Genomic DNA, 15,487 nt, shown 5'->3' on the forward strand with positions numbered 1-15,487 from the left:
AATTTATTTTGGTTGGAGATTAATGACCACCCAAAAGAATTTGACTAATAACTCCTGTTGCAATAGCTACAAGCACATAATCTCCATTGATTCTTAACCAACGATGGCCAGATGGCGGTGCAGGAAGTTCTCGTGAGCGCCAATCATTTACATAATAAGGTTTACCACGGTATTGTTGTGGAACGCGATCACCTTTGTTCCAATTCTGATGAGGACGTGGCATGTCTGAGCGATAAGCTTGACGATCTTGTTGGTAACGAGGAGGCTGATTTTGATGTGAGTTTTGATTTGGCTTTTGGGTGTTTGGGCGTTGTTCCTGATGAGGAGCATTTGGACGGTGATCATTATCATTTGGGGGCGCTGCAAAAGTGGTTCCCACGATTGAGAAAGTGACTAAACCCACAAGAGCAGTTTTTGTTAATTTCATTATTTTTTCCTTCAACTAAATATACACCTTCACTATAAATACAAAATAAGCATAAAAAGTGGAGTAAATGTTGCACATCACTATATTTTAAGATCTTTTATATAGAACTAGTTTGATTAAGTTTGGAACGGGTAAATCTGTATGTTAAATCTACGAAGCAATGTTATGCTATAAGCATGATGAAAAATGGTGGATCTTTCTAACTCAGATATGTGTGCTAATTTTAAACCTTTGACTATTCACCAACTGCATGCTTTGGGATTGCCTCCGATCTCATTTGAATACGTTGAAGAAGCCTATCCAAGTTATCCTATTCCTTTGCTTTTTAAATCAGAAAAGGGGCTGGAGTGGCGACAGGTTTTGTTCGGTTTGGTCCCTAAATGGGCCACTGACTTATCTGTAGCTAAAAAGACTTACAACGCGCGAAGTGAAACACTGTTACAGCGTTCAAGTTTTTTTGAAGCTGCTAGTAAATGTAATTTTGGAGTTATCCCTGTAACTGAGTTTTATGAAGCTAAATATGTTGATGGAAAGCCACAGCGCTGGTGTGTACGTCGTAAAGATGGACAGGCTTTTTTCATTGCCGCTATTTATGAAATCTGCCGAATAGATGGCGACATTGTTCGTTCAGCGTCTATGCTAACTATGGACGCGATTGACCATCCGATGATGAAAGAATTTCATGAACCAGGTGATGTAAAACGCTCGGTAATCGTCATTCCTCATGAACGTCTGCATGAATGGCTGGATCTAACAACACCCGACATACACAGCTTTGTGGAGGGTTTTCCAACTGACGAATTTGAATGTGAGCATGTACCGCGCCAGCTCACTCCAAAAGTATCACCTCAGTTAAACTTTTTTGACTAATGTGATAGATTTTTATAGAGAACTTTTAGGCTTTCAATGGTTTTTTCAAGCTGCAGTGGAGTCAAGCCATCAAAAGATTGTTCTAACACCACACTCGTAATATCATTAATTTTGAAAATCATTTCTTTCCCTTTTTCTGTCAGTTCTACTCGAGTAATACGAGCATCTTCAGGACAGGAAAACGTGTTGACGAGACCTTCATCTTTTAATCGGTAAACGATTTTGGTGGTCGTCGACATTTTTGAGATGATCATTTCTGACAAATCAGAAACACTGGCTTTAGGTTTTGAATCCAACGCTAACAGAATTCTACGGCGAGAATTATCCAAACCATATTTTTTCAGGACATTGTCAATATTGAGGACATAACGAGCATGAACTTGTGAGATCCAGTAATATGGAAACTCATTAAAATCGAAAGACTCTGCGGTAGGTAAAAACCGTGTATATTTTTTACTCATTTCAGAATTCCCAAGTTGGTTGATACGTAATTATTGTTGCTATACGGTATTGTTCTAAAGTAATTGTGTTATCGATTTAATCATAGTATTTTGTGACGGAGTTGGCAAGAAATTTATATTTTTAAATTTTTTGCCAATACAATGTGAACTGCACAGGGTTTATATAATAATTTATATGAGTCTTTATCTTTCTGTAAAGTAATCATATTTTAATAAAATTTATCAAGTTCACCTTTTGATTTAATTGTGTGTTGTATTTGGTTAAATTATTAGATAAAAGAATTGTCTGCTTTACTTTTTTTCATATAAAAGTATATAGAATTATCAAAACTTAATAAAAACTTAAAAAATTGGCTAAATATACAAAAAAATAATTACAAGTGGAAAAAGTTATGCATAATAAATTATGTTCATTGAAAAGGTATCCCTGAATGGATCCATCGCCGTATAGGTCTTGTTTACTGATTGTTTCCCAAGTATTTGAGGGGATCTAAATATGGAATTTTTATTAGATCCAAGTATTTGGGTGGGGTTACTTACCCTTATTGTATTAGAAATTGTTCTAGGGATTGATAATCTTGTTTTTATTGCCATTTTGGCAGATAAACTTCCTCCTGAGCAACGCGATAAAGCGCGTGTTATTGGTTTATCCCTTGCGCTTATTATGCGCTTGGCACTTCTTTCTGTTATTTCATGGTTAGTTACACTGACTAAACCTTTAGTTGAAGTTGCAGGAATGACATTCTCGGGACGAGATCTAATTCTTTTATTTGGAGGATTATTTCTAGTCTATAAAGCCGTGACCGAACTACATGAAAAGATGGAAGGTAAGCCGGAAATTAAAACTGCTTCCTCAGTGGCTTATGCTAGTTTCTGGGCTGTTGTTGCACAAATTATCGTACTTGATGCTGTCTTCTCATTAGACTCTGTAATTACCGCCATCGGTATGGTGGATAATATCTATGTCATGATGACCGCAGTGACCATTGCCGTCATTGTCATGTTAATTGCGTCTAAACCATTGACTGCGTTTGTTAATAGACATCCAACCGTTGTGATTTTGTGTTTGAGTTTCCTGCTCTTAATTGGGGTTAGTCTGATTGCCGAGGGAATGGGTTTTCATATTCCAAAAGGTTATATCTATTCGGGTATCGGTATTGCGATCCTTATTGAAGCCTTTAACCAGTTTTCACAGCGTAATGTGGAAAAGAATCAGTCAAAGATTCCATTACGTCATCGTACAGCCAATGCTATTTTTAAGATGATGGGTGAAAAAGACAGAATTGCCGCTGTTGATGAAAGCTCAGAATCTCACGCTTTATTTGTCAATGACGAGCGATACATGATTGGTGGGGTGCTCACACTTGCTGAACGTAATGTGACTTCGATTATGACGCCACGTTCACAGATTTCATGGGTCAACCTTGATGATGATCCTGAACAAATTCGCCAGCAAATATTATCCGTACCACACAGTTTATTCCCTGTATGTCGCGGTAGTCTGGATAAAGTCATTACCGTTGCTCGTGCTAAAGATTTAATCGATGCGCTCGATCATCCCGATAATGTAAAAGTATTGCTTAAACGTCAACGACCCATTTTTATTTTTGAACGAATGAAGGTCATTGATGCGATTAATACTTTACGTTCGTCTAAAGGTTCACTGGTTTTGGTCAGTGATGAATTTGGCACAGTACAAGGTCTTATCTCGCCCCTAGATGTATTTGAAGCAATTGCTGGGGAATTTCCAGATGCTGACGAACAACCAGAATTGGTGAAAATTGATGAGCGGACATGGCAGGCAACTGGGCTTTTAGATTTGTATCAGCTTGAGCTTGAGCTTGGCATGATTGAATTAATGCCTGAAGACGGTGAATATATCAGTGTTTCTGGCCTGATCATGGATAAGTCTCATGAGATCGTACAGGTTGGAACAACCATCGAACATGAAGGCATTCGTTTTGAAGTGCTAGAGATGGATGAAAACAGAATCAGGACGGTAAAGATTACTTACCCAATTGATGATTAACATTCTCGTAAAATTTTAATTTTAAATAAGCCTCATCTGTGGAAAATAGATGAGGTTTTTCATATCACTACAAAATAAAATTGGATTTTTTAAAACTGGCATGTACATTGCTTTTATAACAATATGAATTATTGCAGGAGAGATGTTCCTGTGAACACGCCGAAGGAGCAACGACCCCGGAAACTCTCAGGCAAAAGGACTGTAATAATCGGCATTAATCTGGAGAGAAGTATTATAAAAATACTCACCGAAGGGGATGGTTAAAATAATTAATAGGAATTATTGAAAACCGAAGCTCTCAGGTACATAGACAGATGGGGCATTTTTTGAAATGAATTTTCATTTCAGGGAGCTTATATGTCTCATGTTATTGTAGTGGGTTCGGGAATCACCGGTGTCACTTCTGCTTATGAACTAGCTTTATTAGGTTATGACGTCACGGTGATCGATCGGCATTTATTTCCAGCGATGGAAACTTCATTTGCTAACGGTGGACAGTTGTCTGCCTGTAATGCAGAGGTTTGGAACCAAAAATCGACAATCCTTAAAGGCATGAAATGGATGTCTAAAAAAGATGCCCCATTATTGCTCAATCCTTCTTTTGACGTTCATAAATATAGCTGGTTATTTGAATTTCTGACCAGTATTAAACATTATGAAAGCAATACAATTGAAACTGTACGCTTAGCTTTATTGGCCCGTAAACGTCTTTTTGAAATAGCCGAAAAAGAAGAGATCGATTTTAATCTGGAAAAACGTGGAATTTTACATATTTATCATACCGAGGCAGATTATAGCGTTGCCAAAAGTGTAAATGACATGTTGTGTAGAGGGACGTTGGTACGTCATGCGGTAACCCCCGATGAAATTAAGCACATTGAACCTACACTCTCAGGTGATTATTTTGGGGGTTATTACACGCCAGATGATGCGACTGGTGATATTCATAAATTTACGGTTGGACTGGCTGAAAGAACCAAAAAATATGGAGTTAAATACCGTTTTGGACTTGATATGCATCATGTACAACTATTGGAAAATAAAGTGATAGTTTCCTGTCAGCCAAGTTCAGAAAATATGATTAATCCCAAAGATCAGCCGATTACTTTAGAAGCAGATGCCATTTTAATATGTGGTGGTGTTGGCAGTTATCAACTTGCAGATATGTTGGGTGATCGTGTCAATGTCTATCCCGTGAAAGGTTACTCGATCACAGTACATTTAAAGGATCAGAAAAGCATTAAAAATGCACCTTGGGTTAGCCTACTGGATGAAAGTGCCAAAATTGTTACCTCACGTTTAGGCGAAGACCGTTTTCGTGTAGCAGGAACGGCTGAATTTAATGGTTACAATCGTGATATCCGTGCAGACCGTATTCAGCCACTTATTAACTGGGTCAATGCAAACTTTGATATATCAACAGAACATGCTGTTCCCTGGGCTGGTCTTAGACCCATGATGCCCAATATGATGCCTGTGATTAAACAAGGAAAGCATCCACGTGTTTTTTATAATACTGGACATGGTCACCTAGGCTGGACACTTTCAACTGCGACAGCGTCTATTATCAGTCAAGAAATCTCCATGAAATTATCTGCCTAATTTTACAACGGTTGTATCGATTAAGTGAGGGGACATTCTCCTCATTTTTTAATCATAAAGGCGATAAATACCACTAAAACGTTCACAACCTTTCTGTTCTGTCTTCACCACTAAAATACTTTTTTGAAAATTAAAGCTATATTTACAATCATGTTCATTGTCAAAAATCTGATCTTTTTTATCAGGGGCGGTATAGGCTAAAAAGGGAATCGTTTGACTATCTGTACGATTGTTTGGATTACGATAGGCAATACCTTCAATTTTAATTTTGTCTTTAGTTAGCTGATGAACTTGCAAATGAATTGGTTGGCTGGCAATTTTACCCTGCTCAAATTTTAAGAAATGTTGGGTCAAGCTCTGGTTTAGAGAGGTATAAAAATTAAGATCATCTTCACGTATTGAAAATTGCTGCTCAATACAATTTTGGGTTTTACATTGTTGCAAACGATTGAACCAAAGTGAATGTGTATCGTATAAAAGTTTAATCGGTGCATCTGACACTAGATAGGCAACTAAAAATTTATTATTTAATTCATGACGGGTTTCATGAAAACTTTCAGAACAAATTTTTTTGTTAATAAATGAAGACTTGCTTTTGGTACAGTTAAATTGATCTGTCGCATAGGCTGAGGAAAAGCAAAAACTGATCGTGAATGCACAAACTACGTTTTTTAAAGGAAATCTATCTGTACGAAACGTCATGATCGCTTATACTTCCATTTCAGTGGCTAGACGTACTATAGCGAAACCAAAAGCCAGAATACAAGCTGTGTGATTTGTTTTATAAAGGAAAATAAATGATATTACCAATTCGCATCGGTCAGGGCATGGATGTTCATGCTTTTGAAGATGGAAATCATGTGACTTTAGCAGGCATTCAAATTCCTCATACGCATGGTTTAAAGGCTCATTCTGATGGAGATGTGGTATTACATGCCTTATCAGATGCTTTGCTGGGCGCTTTGGCTTTGGGTGATATTGGCCAGCATTTTCCAGATACAGATCCTGAGTTTAAGGGGGCAGATAGCCGTGTGTTGCTTAAACAGGTTTATCAGCTCATTTTGGATCGTGGTTATGTTTTAAATAATGCCGATATTACTGTGGCTTGTGAACGGCCTAAACTTGCAAAATACAATTTGGAAATGCGTCAGAGCATCGCCGATGTCTTAGAACTGGATATTACCCAGATTAGTATTAAAGCGACAACGACAGAAAAATTAGGTTTCACAGGCCGTCAGGAGGGAATTCTCTCAACGGCAACAGTATTGGTGACACATCAAGTGAATTGATTTGGATCAATTAACGATTGTTGCAAATCTTGTGTTGCCATGCGACCCTGAAGTTGTAAGGCAACACTGTGCATTAACCCTGTCCATGTTTCATTCGGTTCCCAGATTTGATGCAATATTTCCTGAGCTGATCCAATATCCATTCCCATGAAGTATTGCCGATAAAGTGCCATTAAGCAGCTTACACGGTAATTCTTTGCGCAATGTATCCAGACAATTTCATTGCTAACCAAATGATCGACTAAATCAAGAACCAATAGACTCTGATCGCATGCTGGCATCTCCCATAAAATAGGTAGATGGATGTAGTTTAATCCAAGCTCAAGACAGATTCGGTCTTCATTCTCAAGATGTGGATCTGCATCATTCAAAGCAAGGTTAATCACGGTACTGCAACCATATTCTTTAATATGTTGTAATTGAGTGGCTGTAGGTTGTCCTGAACTCAATAGATGTTCATGTACAGGGGAAAAGTTCAGAATTTCTGAGAGGGATTGTTCTAAAGTGGTCATAAGAATACTAATGTATCGTTAGAATATGATAAAGCTGTCGTGCCTAATTGCAAAGAAGACAGATCTGCCTATCCATCTTAGCTTTAAATTCCCTATAAAATCTACTGGATTCTGAGAAGAAAACGTGAATGCTCAATTTTTTCTAGCTAAAACCTTTCCTTAAAATAAAAAACCCTTATTAAATAAGGGTTTTTTATTTTATGAACATAGTGCTTAGCGTTGGGTTAACATGTCTTTAAGCTTTTCATGCATTTCAAGCAATGTTTGTTCTGTAGTTTCCCAATCGATACAACCATCGGTCACAGATTGACCATATTCCAAATCAGCTAAGTTGTCAGGAATATCCTGACGACCCCCTTTTAAGTGGCTTTCTACCATTACACCTACAATAGACTTATTACCCTCAGCAATTTGTTCAACGACATTGCGTAATACCAATGGTTGTAAGTAAGGATCTTTATTTGAGTTAGCATGACTTGCATCAATCATGATTTTATTGCTGACCTTGGCTTTGGCTAAAGCAGCTTCAGCTTCAGCTACAGAGCCAGCATCATAATTTGGTTTTCCGTTACCACCACGTAATACCACGTGAGCGTATGGGTTTCCACTGGTACGAATGACAGAAACTTGCCCATTTTCATTTAAACCAAGGAAACTATGGCCATGTTTAACCGATTGCATCGCGTTGGTTGCCACAGTTAGGCCGCCATCTGTACCATTTTTAAATCCTACAGGAGACGATAAACCAGAGGACATTTCACGGTGTGTCTGGCTTTCGGTCGTACGTGCGCCAATGGCAGACCACGAGATCAAATCCTGATAATATTGTGGTGAGTTTGGATCAAGTGCTTCAGTAGCACATGGCAGACCCTTTTGGTTTAACTCAAGTAATAGTTTACGACCAATACGTAGACCTTTTTCGATATTAAAAGAATCGTTCATATCTGGGTCATTAATCAGACCTTTCCAACCCACAGTGGTACGCGGTTTTTCAAAATAAACACGCATGACAATATAAAGAGAATCTTTTACTTTTTCACTTAAAGCTTTTAAACGATCAGCATATTCATGGGCCGCTTTCGGGTCATGAATAGAACAAGGGCCAATCACAACAAAAACACGCTTGTCTGTACCATCAAGAATATTACGAATGGTTTCACGACCTTTGAGAACGGTTTGATAAGCATCTTCAGTCAATGGCAATTCAGACTTTAATTCTGCTGGTGTTACAAGAGGATGGATGCTTTTAATATTAACGTCGTCGATATCTGGTTGAGAGACTGGATTAGACTGTAGAGTATTCATTGCTGTCACTGATTCGATTATTGCTTAGGGGTATCTGTTGAATGAATATACCATGAAATAAGAGATATCTGACTATATTTGCAACGAATTAATCATTTAAAAAAAACGATTAATCCGTTAGATAGCTTATTTTGTGGTTGTTTTTTCATCAGAAATGGTTTGAGTGATGGCTGGCTTTTCAACAGGTTTAGCTTTGACAGGGTGAATAATAAAGTTCACACCAAGTGCAAATAGGGTTATACCCAATACTTTACGGATAATTTTCTCTGGTAAGCGTGAACTAATTAAAGTTCCAATTACAATAGCTGGAATTGAACCGACTAATAACCACATCAATAGGTGGAAATCGACATTACCTGCGCTCATATGACTTAAGCCAGCTACAAAAGTCAAAAGTACTGCATGTACAACGTCCGAGCCAATGATCCGAATCATAGGTAGATTAGGAAACATGATAATCAGTGCCATAATGCCAAAAGCACCTGCACCCACAGATGACAAGGTGACAAAAACACCTAAAATAATTCCCATAATCACAATGTAGACACGTTTAGTCTCAGAAATATTGTCCTGCGGAATGTGATCTACTTTTTCCTGTTTTTTACGCAAGCCCATAAAAAAATTTTCAATAGTGGCACGAAAAATAATGGAAATACCCGTTAGAGTTAACATGAAACCCAGAACTATGGTTAATACCATTTTGTAATGAGAGGATTGGCTTAAATAATGTTCAAGTACCCACGCTGTAGCAAAAGACGCTGGGATACTGCCTATTGCTAGCCAAAGCACGATGGGCCACACAATATTGAGTTTTTTGGCATGTACTAGAGAACCGCAAAACTTGGAAATAGCGGCATAGAGTAGATCTGTACCAATCGCAATATGAGGTTCAATTCTAAATAAACTGATCAAAATTGGGGTCATCAAAGATCCCCCACCAACGCCCGTAATACCGACACAAAAGCCAACTAATACGCCTGCTAATATAAACTCAAAAGGACCAAACATTAACAAATCAGCCAATTATAAAAAACCTGCATATCTTATGACTTTTTGAGATAAAGGATTGTGAATAATAATGCTTTGCTTATGCAAAAAAACGCTAAAGAAGTCTTTAGCGTTACGCAAATAAAAAAAGACACGTTTAATCTATACTCTATGGGATCTAGAGGGCTTATGTCGATTGTCAGCTTTAGGTTTTAAATCATTGATATACAATATGATGCCAAAAACTAAAGGTGTCGCAAAAATCCACCAACTTATAAATCCGATTGAGGAACCATAAGCCGCAATAAAAAAAAGTCCAGCAATCAAAAAGAGAATAAATGCAAAAATACGCATAATTTTGACATTATGGGCAAGAAATTGAAGTTTAGATTTCTTGGTTTTTTCTAATTGTTTGCTGCTCAGAACATATAAAATATACATTCCCATTACAATCAAAACGATGCCAAAAATAATACTCATGAGGCATTTACCTCGGTATTAGTGACGCGCAGCTTCTTTTCAAGTTTTTCTCTGGATTTGGTTTGAATAGGATGAATATTCTTGAGAATAAAATAACCAAGACCTGCAAAAAGAAGAAAGAAAATATCGACTCTAAAAAATAACCAATAACTTCTAATGTCTGAAATTAAACTATTTTGGATAAGATAAACAAGATTGAAAAATGGCAATGCAATTGCGACAAGCACAAAAACACTGAGCTGTGAACGCCATAACCATTGTTTTTTAGTCGCTAACGCAAGTATAAAACTGAGTAACCAGATCATGAAAAAAGTATAAATTTCATAGTTAGGCATATCCGATTTTAGTTCGACAAAACGATTGCTGTACATATAAGCCAGCATTGCAATAGGTAAGCCCACAAAAGTCGAAACGTTAAGTCGATCAACAAGATAATGTCCAAAATGAAAGGTGTCGCTTTTATTTTGTATCTGGCGTTTTAAACTCCACAGTAAAAGACCTGATGCAATCATAAAGCAGCCTAAAATGCCTGAAAAGAAGAAAGCAAGGCGTAAGAGGGGTTGGGCGAAAGTGGCCATGTGTAGACCATAAACCCCAAAACTCAATGTGGCGATGGAACTATCATTTCGGGTGGCAGCGAGTTGCTTTCCTGTGGTTGCGTCAAATGTAATCTGTGGTTTATTACCCGTAATGGTATGATCTTCGGCCTGACTAATGGTAATCTGCGCCTGATTGGTATTGGGTTTGTCCGCTGTAATCGAGTCAATTTCCTTATTTCCCCATTGAGTTTGTGCTTTTGCCAGCAAGACTTCGAGAGGTAAATTCTGCATTTCTTTTACGGGTGTTTTGTTATCTACTACCTGAGTACGAATTTCTTTAAAAAACTGAAAGCGATCTTCAGGATAAAGTTTTTGGATTCCCCAAGGCAAATAGATATAAAAGAAAATAGCAAGCCCAGTAAAGGTGATCATTAAGAAAAATGGCAACGCAATCACGGAGGAAACATTATGAAAATCCAGCCATGAACGCTGGGATTTAAATGTACGTAGAGTAAAGAAGTCAGTAATAATTTTTTTATGAGTAATAATGCCTGAAATAAGCGCAATAAACATAATAAATGCGGCGATACAAACAATTATGCGACCAATCATGACTGGAAAACCAAACAGTTGGTAATGGAATGTATAAAAGAAATCGCCGCCTTGTGTCGCGGAAAGACTTAATTCCTTACCAGTATTTGCATCCAGTGTTTTACTTTCATAGCCACCTTCTGTTTTTTGCCAATAGATATTGGTGACAGGGGATTGCTTGGAGGCAACGCCGATATACCAGCTTTTCGCACCAGTTGCATGTTCTTGTAAATATTGATAAGCCGTTTTAATGGCAGTTTCCTGATTTACATCGTATTGGGCGAGTTTGGGTTGCATCCACAAATTAACTTCATGGCGATAATAAGAAGCCGTGCCCATAATAAAAATGGCAAACAGCAACCACCCTAACAGTAAACCTGTCCAAGAGTGTAACCATGCCATCGACTGACGAATACTCTTATGCATGATTTAACCCAGTCCTATCGTCAAAAAAACACAAATACCAGAAATCACAATGCTATAGATTGTAAGTTTTAGCAGGGATTGAACACAAAATGCCAAGATGACAAATAAGGCATAAAATAAAATAGCGCAAAATGCCGCTAGATAAACAGATTCAGCTTTGGGAAATGTCAGGTGAAATAAATAACTTAAAGCAACACTTAAGAATGCAGTGCAAATAAAACCGACAATAAACGCAATAACGAAGCGATAGAACACCGCAAATCTGTAAGCTATAGAAAGAGAATGTGTTTTACTCATATTGGCTTGCTTCTTTTAAAATACTTAAGCCAAGCCTTGTGCTCAAGACTTGGCTTAATCGATTAATTAGTATTTAAATTTTACAGCTACGCTGTAGTTAGCTGGTTCTCCATAAAAAGCTTGTCCATCTGGAAAACTATTTAGATATTTCTTATCTGTAATATTATTCCCATTTGCCTGTAAGCTAATATGCTCATTTACATCATAACTTGCCATTACGTCCACCAATGCATAAGCATCCTGTTTGATCAGATTCGAATTACCTAGACTAACATCGTCAAGTTTGATCGAATCTTGCCATCGTAAACCAGCTCCAATTTTTAATTTTGGTAAAATAGGAACAGTATAAGTTGCAAGTAAATTTAAAGTCTGGGTTGGGTTGTAGGTACGTGCTTGCCCTCCATTCTTTTTATCTTTAATACTGAACTGAGCATAACCAAATGACAAATTAAAATTATCTGTAAGTTGTCCTGCTAAACCAAGTTCAACTCCTTGTGATTCTAAGTCACTAGTCAAAACTTTACGATTCAGAGGATTACCATCTGAACTTCTTAAAGGATAATTGTTTTGTTCAGTTTTAAAGATAGCAAGTGTTCCTGTTAACTTATTATCTAGCCATAAACTCTTCAAACCTACTTCGTAGCTCTTACCTTCTACAGCTTTAAGTGATTGATTTGTGCTTTCATCAATACCAGTTTGTGGTCGAAAAATAGAGGTATAACTTGCATAACCTGTGTATTCAGGAGTGAAATTATAAGTGATGCCTGCATATGGAGAGAACTTGTCTTTATCATAAGACATGTCTGAATCATAACTATCACCCTTACTAGTTGCTTGAACATAATTCCCGCCGAGTAATAATTTTAAATCATCACTTATGTGCAGTCGTGTAGCAGCATAATAAGAATCAATTTTTTGTTTATAATTTGCGGCTTCAGAAAAGTCTGACCAAGTAACTGATTGAGGTGTCCAGCTTGCCCAATTTGTTGTAAGTTGACGTAAATATCCTAATGAATAATCATCAATAATATTTGTATCGTTTATGTAACCGCTGGTTTGCCTGTCATGCTGTTTATTTTCTATATGGCTATAACCAAATGCAGCTTCGTGTTCTTTACCGAAAAGAGAATAAGTTCCTTGTAGATCAAAATTAACTAAATTTTGTTCATTTCTTTCTTTACCTCCCCAAGCTGTCAAGGAAACATCTTCACCTTGAGTAGTGGGGTTACCATAATAATAGAGTAATCTGCTTTCATGATCAGTTTTAGTATAATTATAAGTCAGCTTTGCGGACCATTTTTCACCAAGCTTTTGTTTAAGCTCCGCAAAGGCTTCCTGAGTTTTATGATCCCAATGTGCCCAATCGGGATTTGGATTATACGAACGACTATAAGAAATTTGTTGGCCATTATTATTTAAAAGAGGTAAAGCCCCCCAGTTATTAGCATTCGGATTGTTTTGTTGTTCACTATAACCAACTGTGATGGTTGTAGTGTCAGTTAAGTCCGCATCCAAAATACCTGCAAATCCATTTTTTTCTGATGAATAATGATCAAGGTAAGAATCTCCAGTTTGTTCAAAACCCATGATTCTGCCCCGAACGCGTCCATCTTTTGTGAGTGAACCTGAAATATCTGCTTCATAACGTTGAGTATCCCAAGAACCGTAACTAATACCCGCATTTGCCTGAAATTCTTTAGTTGGACGTTTACGAATATTGTTAATGGTGGCACTAGGATCACCAAAAGCATTGGTTAGAGCATCTGCACCTTTTACGACATCTACTCGATCATAAAAATAAGTATCTGGATTAGTATTATTATAATTGTAGTTTGAAAGTGGGAAACCCACCCCATCAGTTAGAATATTTGATATTTCAAAACCTCGAGACATATATGTAGTACGTTCAGTTTCTTGATTTAAAACAGTTACACCTGGAGTATTCTCAAGAACTTTGCGTGTTGAATTTAAATTAAAGTCATCCATTTGCTGACGAGTGACGACATTCACGGTCTGTGGCGTTTCCTGAGCATCAATATTGAGCTTGGTTGCGCTGCTACTTTTTTTGATAATATAGGATTTGGTTTGTTCTGAGCTTTGATTATCAGAAGCATCCGCCTGAAGTTCAATCACGGGTAAGGTTGTTTCTTCAGCATATGCAAGATGCGCCTGAAAAATTGCCAGCGTGATCAGTGATAACTTAAACAAAGATGGGTTGGATGGTTTCATGAGATAAAGTAATGTGAATAATTCTCATTTATTTTATTATTTAGCAGAACTCGCTACAATCTAATTGTCATCGTTAATTATGATGGTAATGATATTTCTGAATGTAATTTTAGATACGCTTATGTAACAAAAAAAGAAAACTCCAGATAACTTATGGAATTTCTTGATTATAAAACCAGTATGTTAAGATGATATTAGTTAGGAATTTTATGCAGGACGTTTGCAATTGTCTACACGAAAATTAAAAATTGGCATTGTGGTCGGGGAAGTCTCAGGAGATACACTGGGTGTAAAACTTATGCGAAGTTTTCGTGAGCAAGGCATTGATGCTGAATTTGAGGGCATTGGTGGACCGCAAATGATTGCTGAAGGTTTTAAAAGCTATTATCCGATGGAAATATTGTCGGTGATGGGCATTATTGAAGTCTTAAAAGATCTCAAAAAATTATTTGCAGTACGAGATGGTTTGGTTGAAGTCTGGACTGAGCAGCCTGTTGATGTGTTTATTGGAATCGATGCGCCAGATTTTAATTTAAGACTTTCAAAAACCCTAAAAGAAAAAAATTTACCTATTAAAACCATACAATATGTAAGTCCTTCAGTTTGGGCCTGGCGTCAAGGGCGGGTTTATGGCATTAAGAAAACAATTGATCTGGTGCTGTGCCTCTTTCCTTTTGAAAAGAATTTTTATGAACAACATGGTGTAGCCGCGGTTTTTGTCGGACATCCCTTGGCAAAACAACTCCCGTTAAATAATCCTATTCAGGATGCAAAGCGAGATTTAGGACTTGATCCTGTGAAAACCTATGTTGCTCTATTGCCAGGAAGTCGTAGAGGGGAGGTCGAACGCCTTTTGCCTCTGTTATTAGGTTCCGCCAAACTTTTATCCACTAAATATCCAGATATTGAATATTTGATTCCTGCAATTAATGATGCACGTAAGACGCAAATAGAGTTAAGTGTCGAGCAAAGCGATCCAGCGCTTATTCCCAAATTACATATTCTTGAACATACCGATACAGAATCAAAAATTGGTCGAATGGTTATGAACGCCAGTGATATTGTAGCCTTGGCTTCAGGTACGGCAACATTAGAAGCCATGCTGTTGCATCGGCCAATGGTGACATTTTATAAGCTCAATGCTTTGACTTATTTTATTGCCAAGTTGTTGGTCAAAATTCCCTATTATTCTTTACCGAATATTATTGCGGGTAAAAAAGTGATTGAAGAGTTAATTCAGAAACAAGCCACACCTGAACGTTTAGCGCAGGAAATTGAATCGCTAATGGATATAGAAAAGTCTAAGATTCAGTCCATGCAGCATCTTTCGATGCATAAGCGTCTCATTTCTGGTGATACGCAAGATCCTGTTCAAGCGATTTTAACTTTGCTTGAGCAGCCAGTTCAAAATGAGAAAAAGGAGTGATTCACACTCCCTTTTTC

Annotated in this window: 15 protein-coding genes and 1 riboswitch; of the genes, 5 read left to right on the forward strand and 10 right to left on the reverse strand. The window is 37.4% G+C overall.

Annotated features, from left to right (window positions below; translation table 11 throughout):
- Positions 1 to 19 precede the first annotated feature (19 nt).
- Positions 20 to 427 carry an RcnB family protein gene (locus IAE20_RS06640; RefSeq protein WP_200481711.1) on the reverse strand — a complete coding sequence of 136 codons (408 nt, stop codon included), beginning with the start codon at positions 425 to 427 and terminating at the stop codon, positions 20 to 22.
- A gap of 210 nt (positions 428 to 637) precedes the next feature.
- Here IAE20_RS06640 and IAE20_RS06645 point away from each other — a divergent pair, with 210 nt between their 5' ends.
- Positions 638 to 1,297 (forward strand): SOS response-associated peptidase, encoded by a 660-nt coding sequence (locus IAE20_RS06645; RefSeq protein WP_200481821.1) that lies wholly within the window; start codon positions 638 to 640, stop codon positions 1,295 to 1,297.
- Here IAE20_RS06645 and IAE20_RS06650 read toward each other — a convergent pair.
- Positions 1,294 to 1,758 carry a MarR family winged helix-turn-helix transcriptional regulator gene (locus tag IAE20_RS06650; protein ID WP_200460046.1) on the reverse strand — a complete coding sequence of 155 codons (465 nt, stop codon included), beginning with the start codon at positions 1,756 to 1,758 and terminating at the stop codon, positions 1,294 to 1,296. The genes IAE20_RS06645 and IAE20_RS06650 overlap by 4 nt on opposite strands.
- Positions 1,759 to 2,254: 496 nt before the next feature.
- Here IAE20_RS06650 and IAE20_RS06655 point away from each other — a divergent pair, with 496 nt between their 5' ends.
- Complete coding sequence (locus IAE20_RS06655) at positions 2,255 to 3,787, forward strand: TerC family protein (protein WP_200460047.1); 1,533 nt, start codon at positions 2,255 to 2,257, stop codon at positions 3,785 to 3,787.
- Positions 3,788 to 3,911: 124 nt separating this feature from the next.
- A riboswitch (glycine riboswitch) is annotated at positions 3,912 to 3,999 on the forward strand.
- 145 nt (positions 4,000 to 4,144) lie between these two features.
- Positions 4,145 to 5,389 (forward strand): D-amino acid dehydrogenase, encoded by a 1,245-nt coding sequence (locus tag IAE20_RS06660; RefSeq protein WP_200481710.1) that lies wholly within the window; start codon positions 4,145 to 4,147, stop codon positions 5,387 to 5,389.
- A 48-nt stretch (positions 5,390 to 5,437) separates the two neighbouring features.
- Here IAE20_RS06660 and IAE20_RS06665 read toward each other — a convergent pair whose 3' ends face one another.
- Entirely contained in the window at positions 5,438 to 6,091 is a 654-nt protein-coding gene (locus IAE20_RS06665; RefSeq protein WP_200460049.1) for a hypothetical protein, read from the reverse strand.
- Positions 6,092 to 6,186: 95 nt separating this feature from the next.
- On the opposite strand from IAE20_RS06665, the gene ispF reads away from it, so the two are divergent.
- Positions 6,187 to 6,678 (forward strand): 2-C-methyl-D-erythritol 2,4-cyclodiphosphate synthase, encoded by a 492-nt coding sequence (ispF, locus tag IAE20_RS06670; RefSeq protein ID WP_200460050.1) that lies wholly within the window; start codon positions 6,187 to 6,189, stop codon positions 6,676 to 6,678.
- Here ispF and IAE20_RS06675 read toward each other — a convergent pair.
- The 7 genes from IAE20_RS06675 to IAE20_RS06705 all read right to left on the reverse strand — a co-directional run bounded on the left by IAE20_RS06675 (position 6,666) and on the right by IAE20_RS06705 (position 14,044).
- A complete protein-coding gene (locus IAE20_RS06675; protein ID WP_200460051.1) occupies positions 6,666 to 7,190 on the reverse strand; it encodes a protein tyrosine phosphatase family protein in 525 nt (174 codons plus the stop codon). The genes ispF and IAE20_RS06675 overlap by 13 nt on opposite strands.
- A gap of 213 nt (positions 7,191 to 7,403) precedes the next feature.
- Positions 7,404 to 8,495 carry a 3-deoxy-7-phosphoheptulonate synthase gene (locus tag IAE20_RS06680; RefSeq protein WP_200481709.1) on the reverse strand — a complete coding sequence of 364 codons (1,092 nt, stop codon included), beginning with the start codon at positions 8,493 to 8,495 and terminating at the stop codon, positions 7,404 to 7,406.
- A gap of 126 nt (positions 8,496 to 8,621) precedes the next feature.
- Entirely contained in the window at positions 8,622 to 9,503 is an 882-nt protein-coding gene (locus tag IAE20_RS06685) for a sulfite exporter TauE/SafE family protein (RefSeq protein WP_200481820.1), read from the reverse strand.
- Positions 9,504 to 9,644: 141 nt separating this feature from the next.
- Positions 9,645 to 9,962, reverse strand: coding sequence for a DUF1634 domain-containing protein (locus IAE20_RS06690; protein ID WP_200460053.1), 318 nt, complete (start codon positions 9,960 to 9,962; stop codon positions 9,645 to 9,647).
- Complete coding sequence (locus IAE20_RS06695) at positions 9,959 to 11,518, reverse strand: PepSY-associated TM helix domain-containing protein (protein WP_200460054.1); 1,560 nt, start codon at positions 11,516 to 11,518, stop codon at positions 9,959 to 9,961. Before IAE20_RS06695 ends, IAE20_RS06690 begins: the two co-directional genes overlap by 4 nt.
- A 3-nt stretch (positions 11,519 to 11,521) precedes the next feature.
- A complete protein-coding gene (locus tag IAE20_RS06700; RefSeq protein WP_200460055.1) occupies positions 11,522 to 11,815 on the reverse strand; it encodes a hypothetical protein in 294 nt (97 codons plus the stop codon).
- A 66-nt stretch (positions 11,816 to 11,881) separates the two neighbouring features.
- Complete coding sequence (locus tag IAE20_RS06705) at positions 11,882 to 14,044, reverse strand: TonB-dependent siderophore receptor (RefSeq protein ID WP_200481708.1); 2,163 nt, start codon at positions 14,042 to 14,044, stop codon at positions 11,882 to 11,884.
- Between the two features lie 226 nt (positions 14,045 to 14,270).
- On the opposite strand from IAE20_RS06705, the gene lpxB reads away from it, so the two are divergent.
- On the forward strand, positions 14,271 to 15,470 hold the full coding sequence (gene lpxB / locus IAE20_RS06710) for a lipid-A-disaccharide synthase (RefSeq protein WP_200481707.1): 1,200 nt from the start codon (positions 14,271 to 14,273) through the stop codon (positions 15,468 to 15,470).
- Positions 15,471 to 15,487 lie beyond the last annotated feature (17 nt).

Source organism: Acinetobacter sp. S54, assembly GCF_016624945.1.
In the GTDB taxonomy this organism is placed as follows: domain Bacteria; phylum Pseudomonadota; class Gammaproteobacteria; order Pseudomonadales; family Moraxellaceae; genus Acinetobacter.

Bases quoted from the DNA above. Each gene is read 5' to 3' on its own strand.
- IAE20_RS06640 (WP_200481711.1), bottom strand. From the start codon at position 427: ATGAAATTAACAAAAACTGCTCTTGTGGGTTTAGTCACTTTCTCAATC.
- IAE20_RS06645 (WP_200481821.1), top strand. From the start codon at position 638: ATGTGTGCTAATTTTAAACCTTTGACTATTCACCAACTGCATGCTTTG.
- IAE20_RS06650 (WP_200460046.1), bottom strand. From the start codon at position 1,758: ATGAGTAAAAAATATACACGGTTTTTACCTACCGCAGAGTCTTTCGAT.
- IAE20_RS06655 (WP_200460047.1), top strand. From the start codon at position 2,255: ATGGAATTTTTATTAGATCCAAGTATTTGGGTGGGGTTACTTACCCTT.
- IAE20_RS06660 (WP_200481710.1), top strand. From the start codon at position 4,145: ATGTCTCATGTTATTGTAGTGGGTTCGGGAATCACCGGTGTCACTTCT.
- IAE20_RS06665 (WP_200460049.1), bottom strand. From the start codon at position 6,091: ATGACGTTTCGTACAGATAGATTTCCTTTAAAAAACGTAGTTTGTGCA.
- ispF (WP_200460050.1), top strand. From the start codon at position 6,187: ATGATATTACCAATTCGCATCGGTCAGGGCATGGATGTTCATGCTTTT.
- IAE20_RS06675 (WP_200460051.1), bottom strand. From the start codon at position 7,190: ATGACCACTTTAGAACAATCCCTCTCAGAAATTCTGAACTTTTCCCCT.
- IAE20_RS06680 (WP_200481709.1), bottom strand. From the start codon at position 8,495: ATGAATACTCTACAGTCTAATCCAGTCTCTCAACCAGATATCGACGAC.
- IAE20_RS06685 (WP_200481820.1), bottom strand. From the start codon at position 9,503: ATGTTTGGTCCTTTTGAGTTTATATTAGCAGGCGTATTAGTTGGCTTT.
- IAE20_RS06690 (WP_200460053.1), bottom strand. From the start codon at position 9,962: ATGAGTATTATTTTTGGCATCGTTTTGATTGTAATGGGAATGTATATT.
- IAE20_RS06695 (WP_200460054.1), bottom strand. From the start codon at position 11,518: ATGCATAAGAGTATTCGTCAGTCGATGGCATGGTTACACTCTTGGACA.
- IAE20_RS06700 (WP_200460055.1), bottom strand. From the start codon at position 11,815: ATGAGTAAAACACATTCTCTTTCTATAGCTTACAGATTTGCGGTGTTC.
- IAE20_RS06705 (WP_200481708.1), bottom strand. From the start codon at position 14,044: ATGAAACCATCCAACCCATCTTTGTTTAAGTTATCACTGATCACGCTG.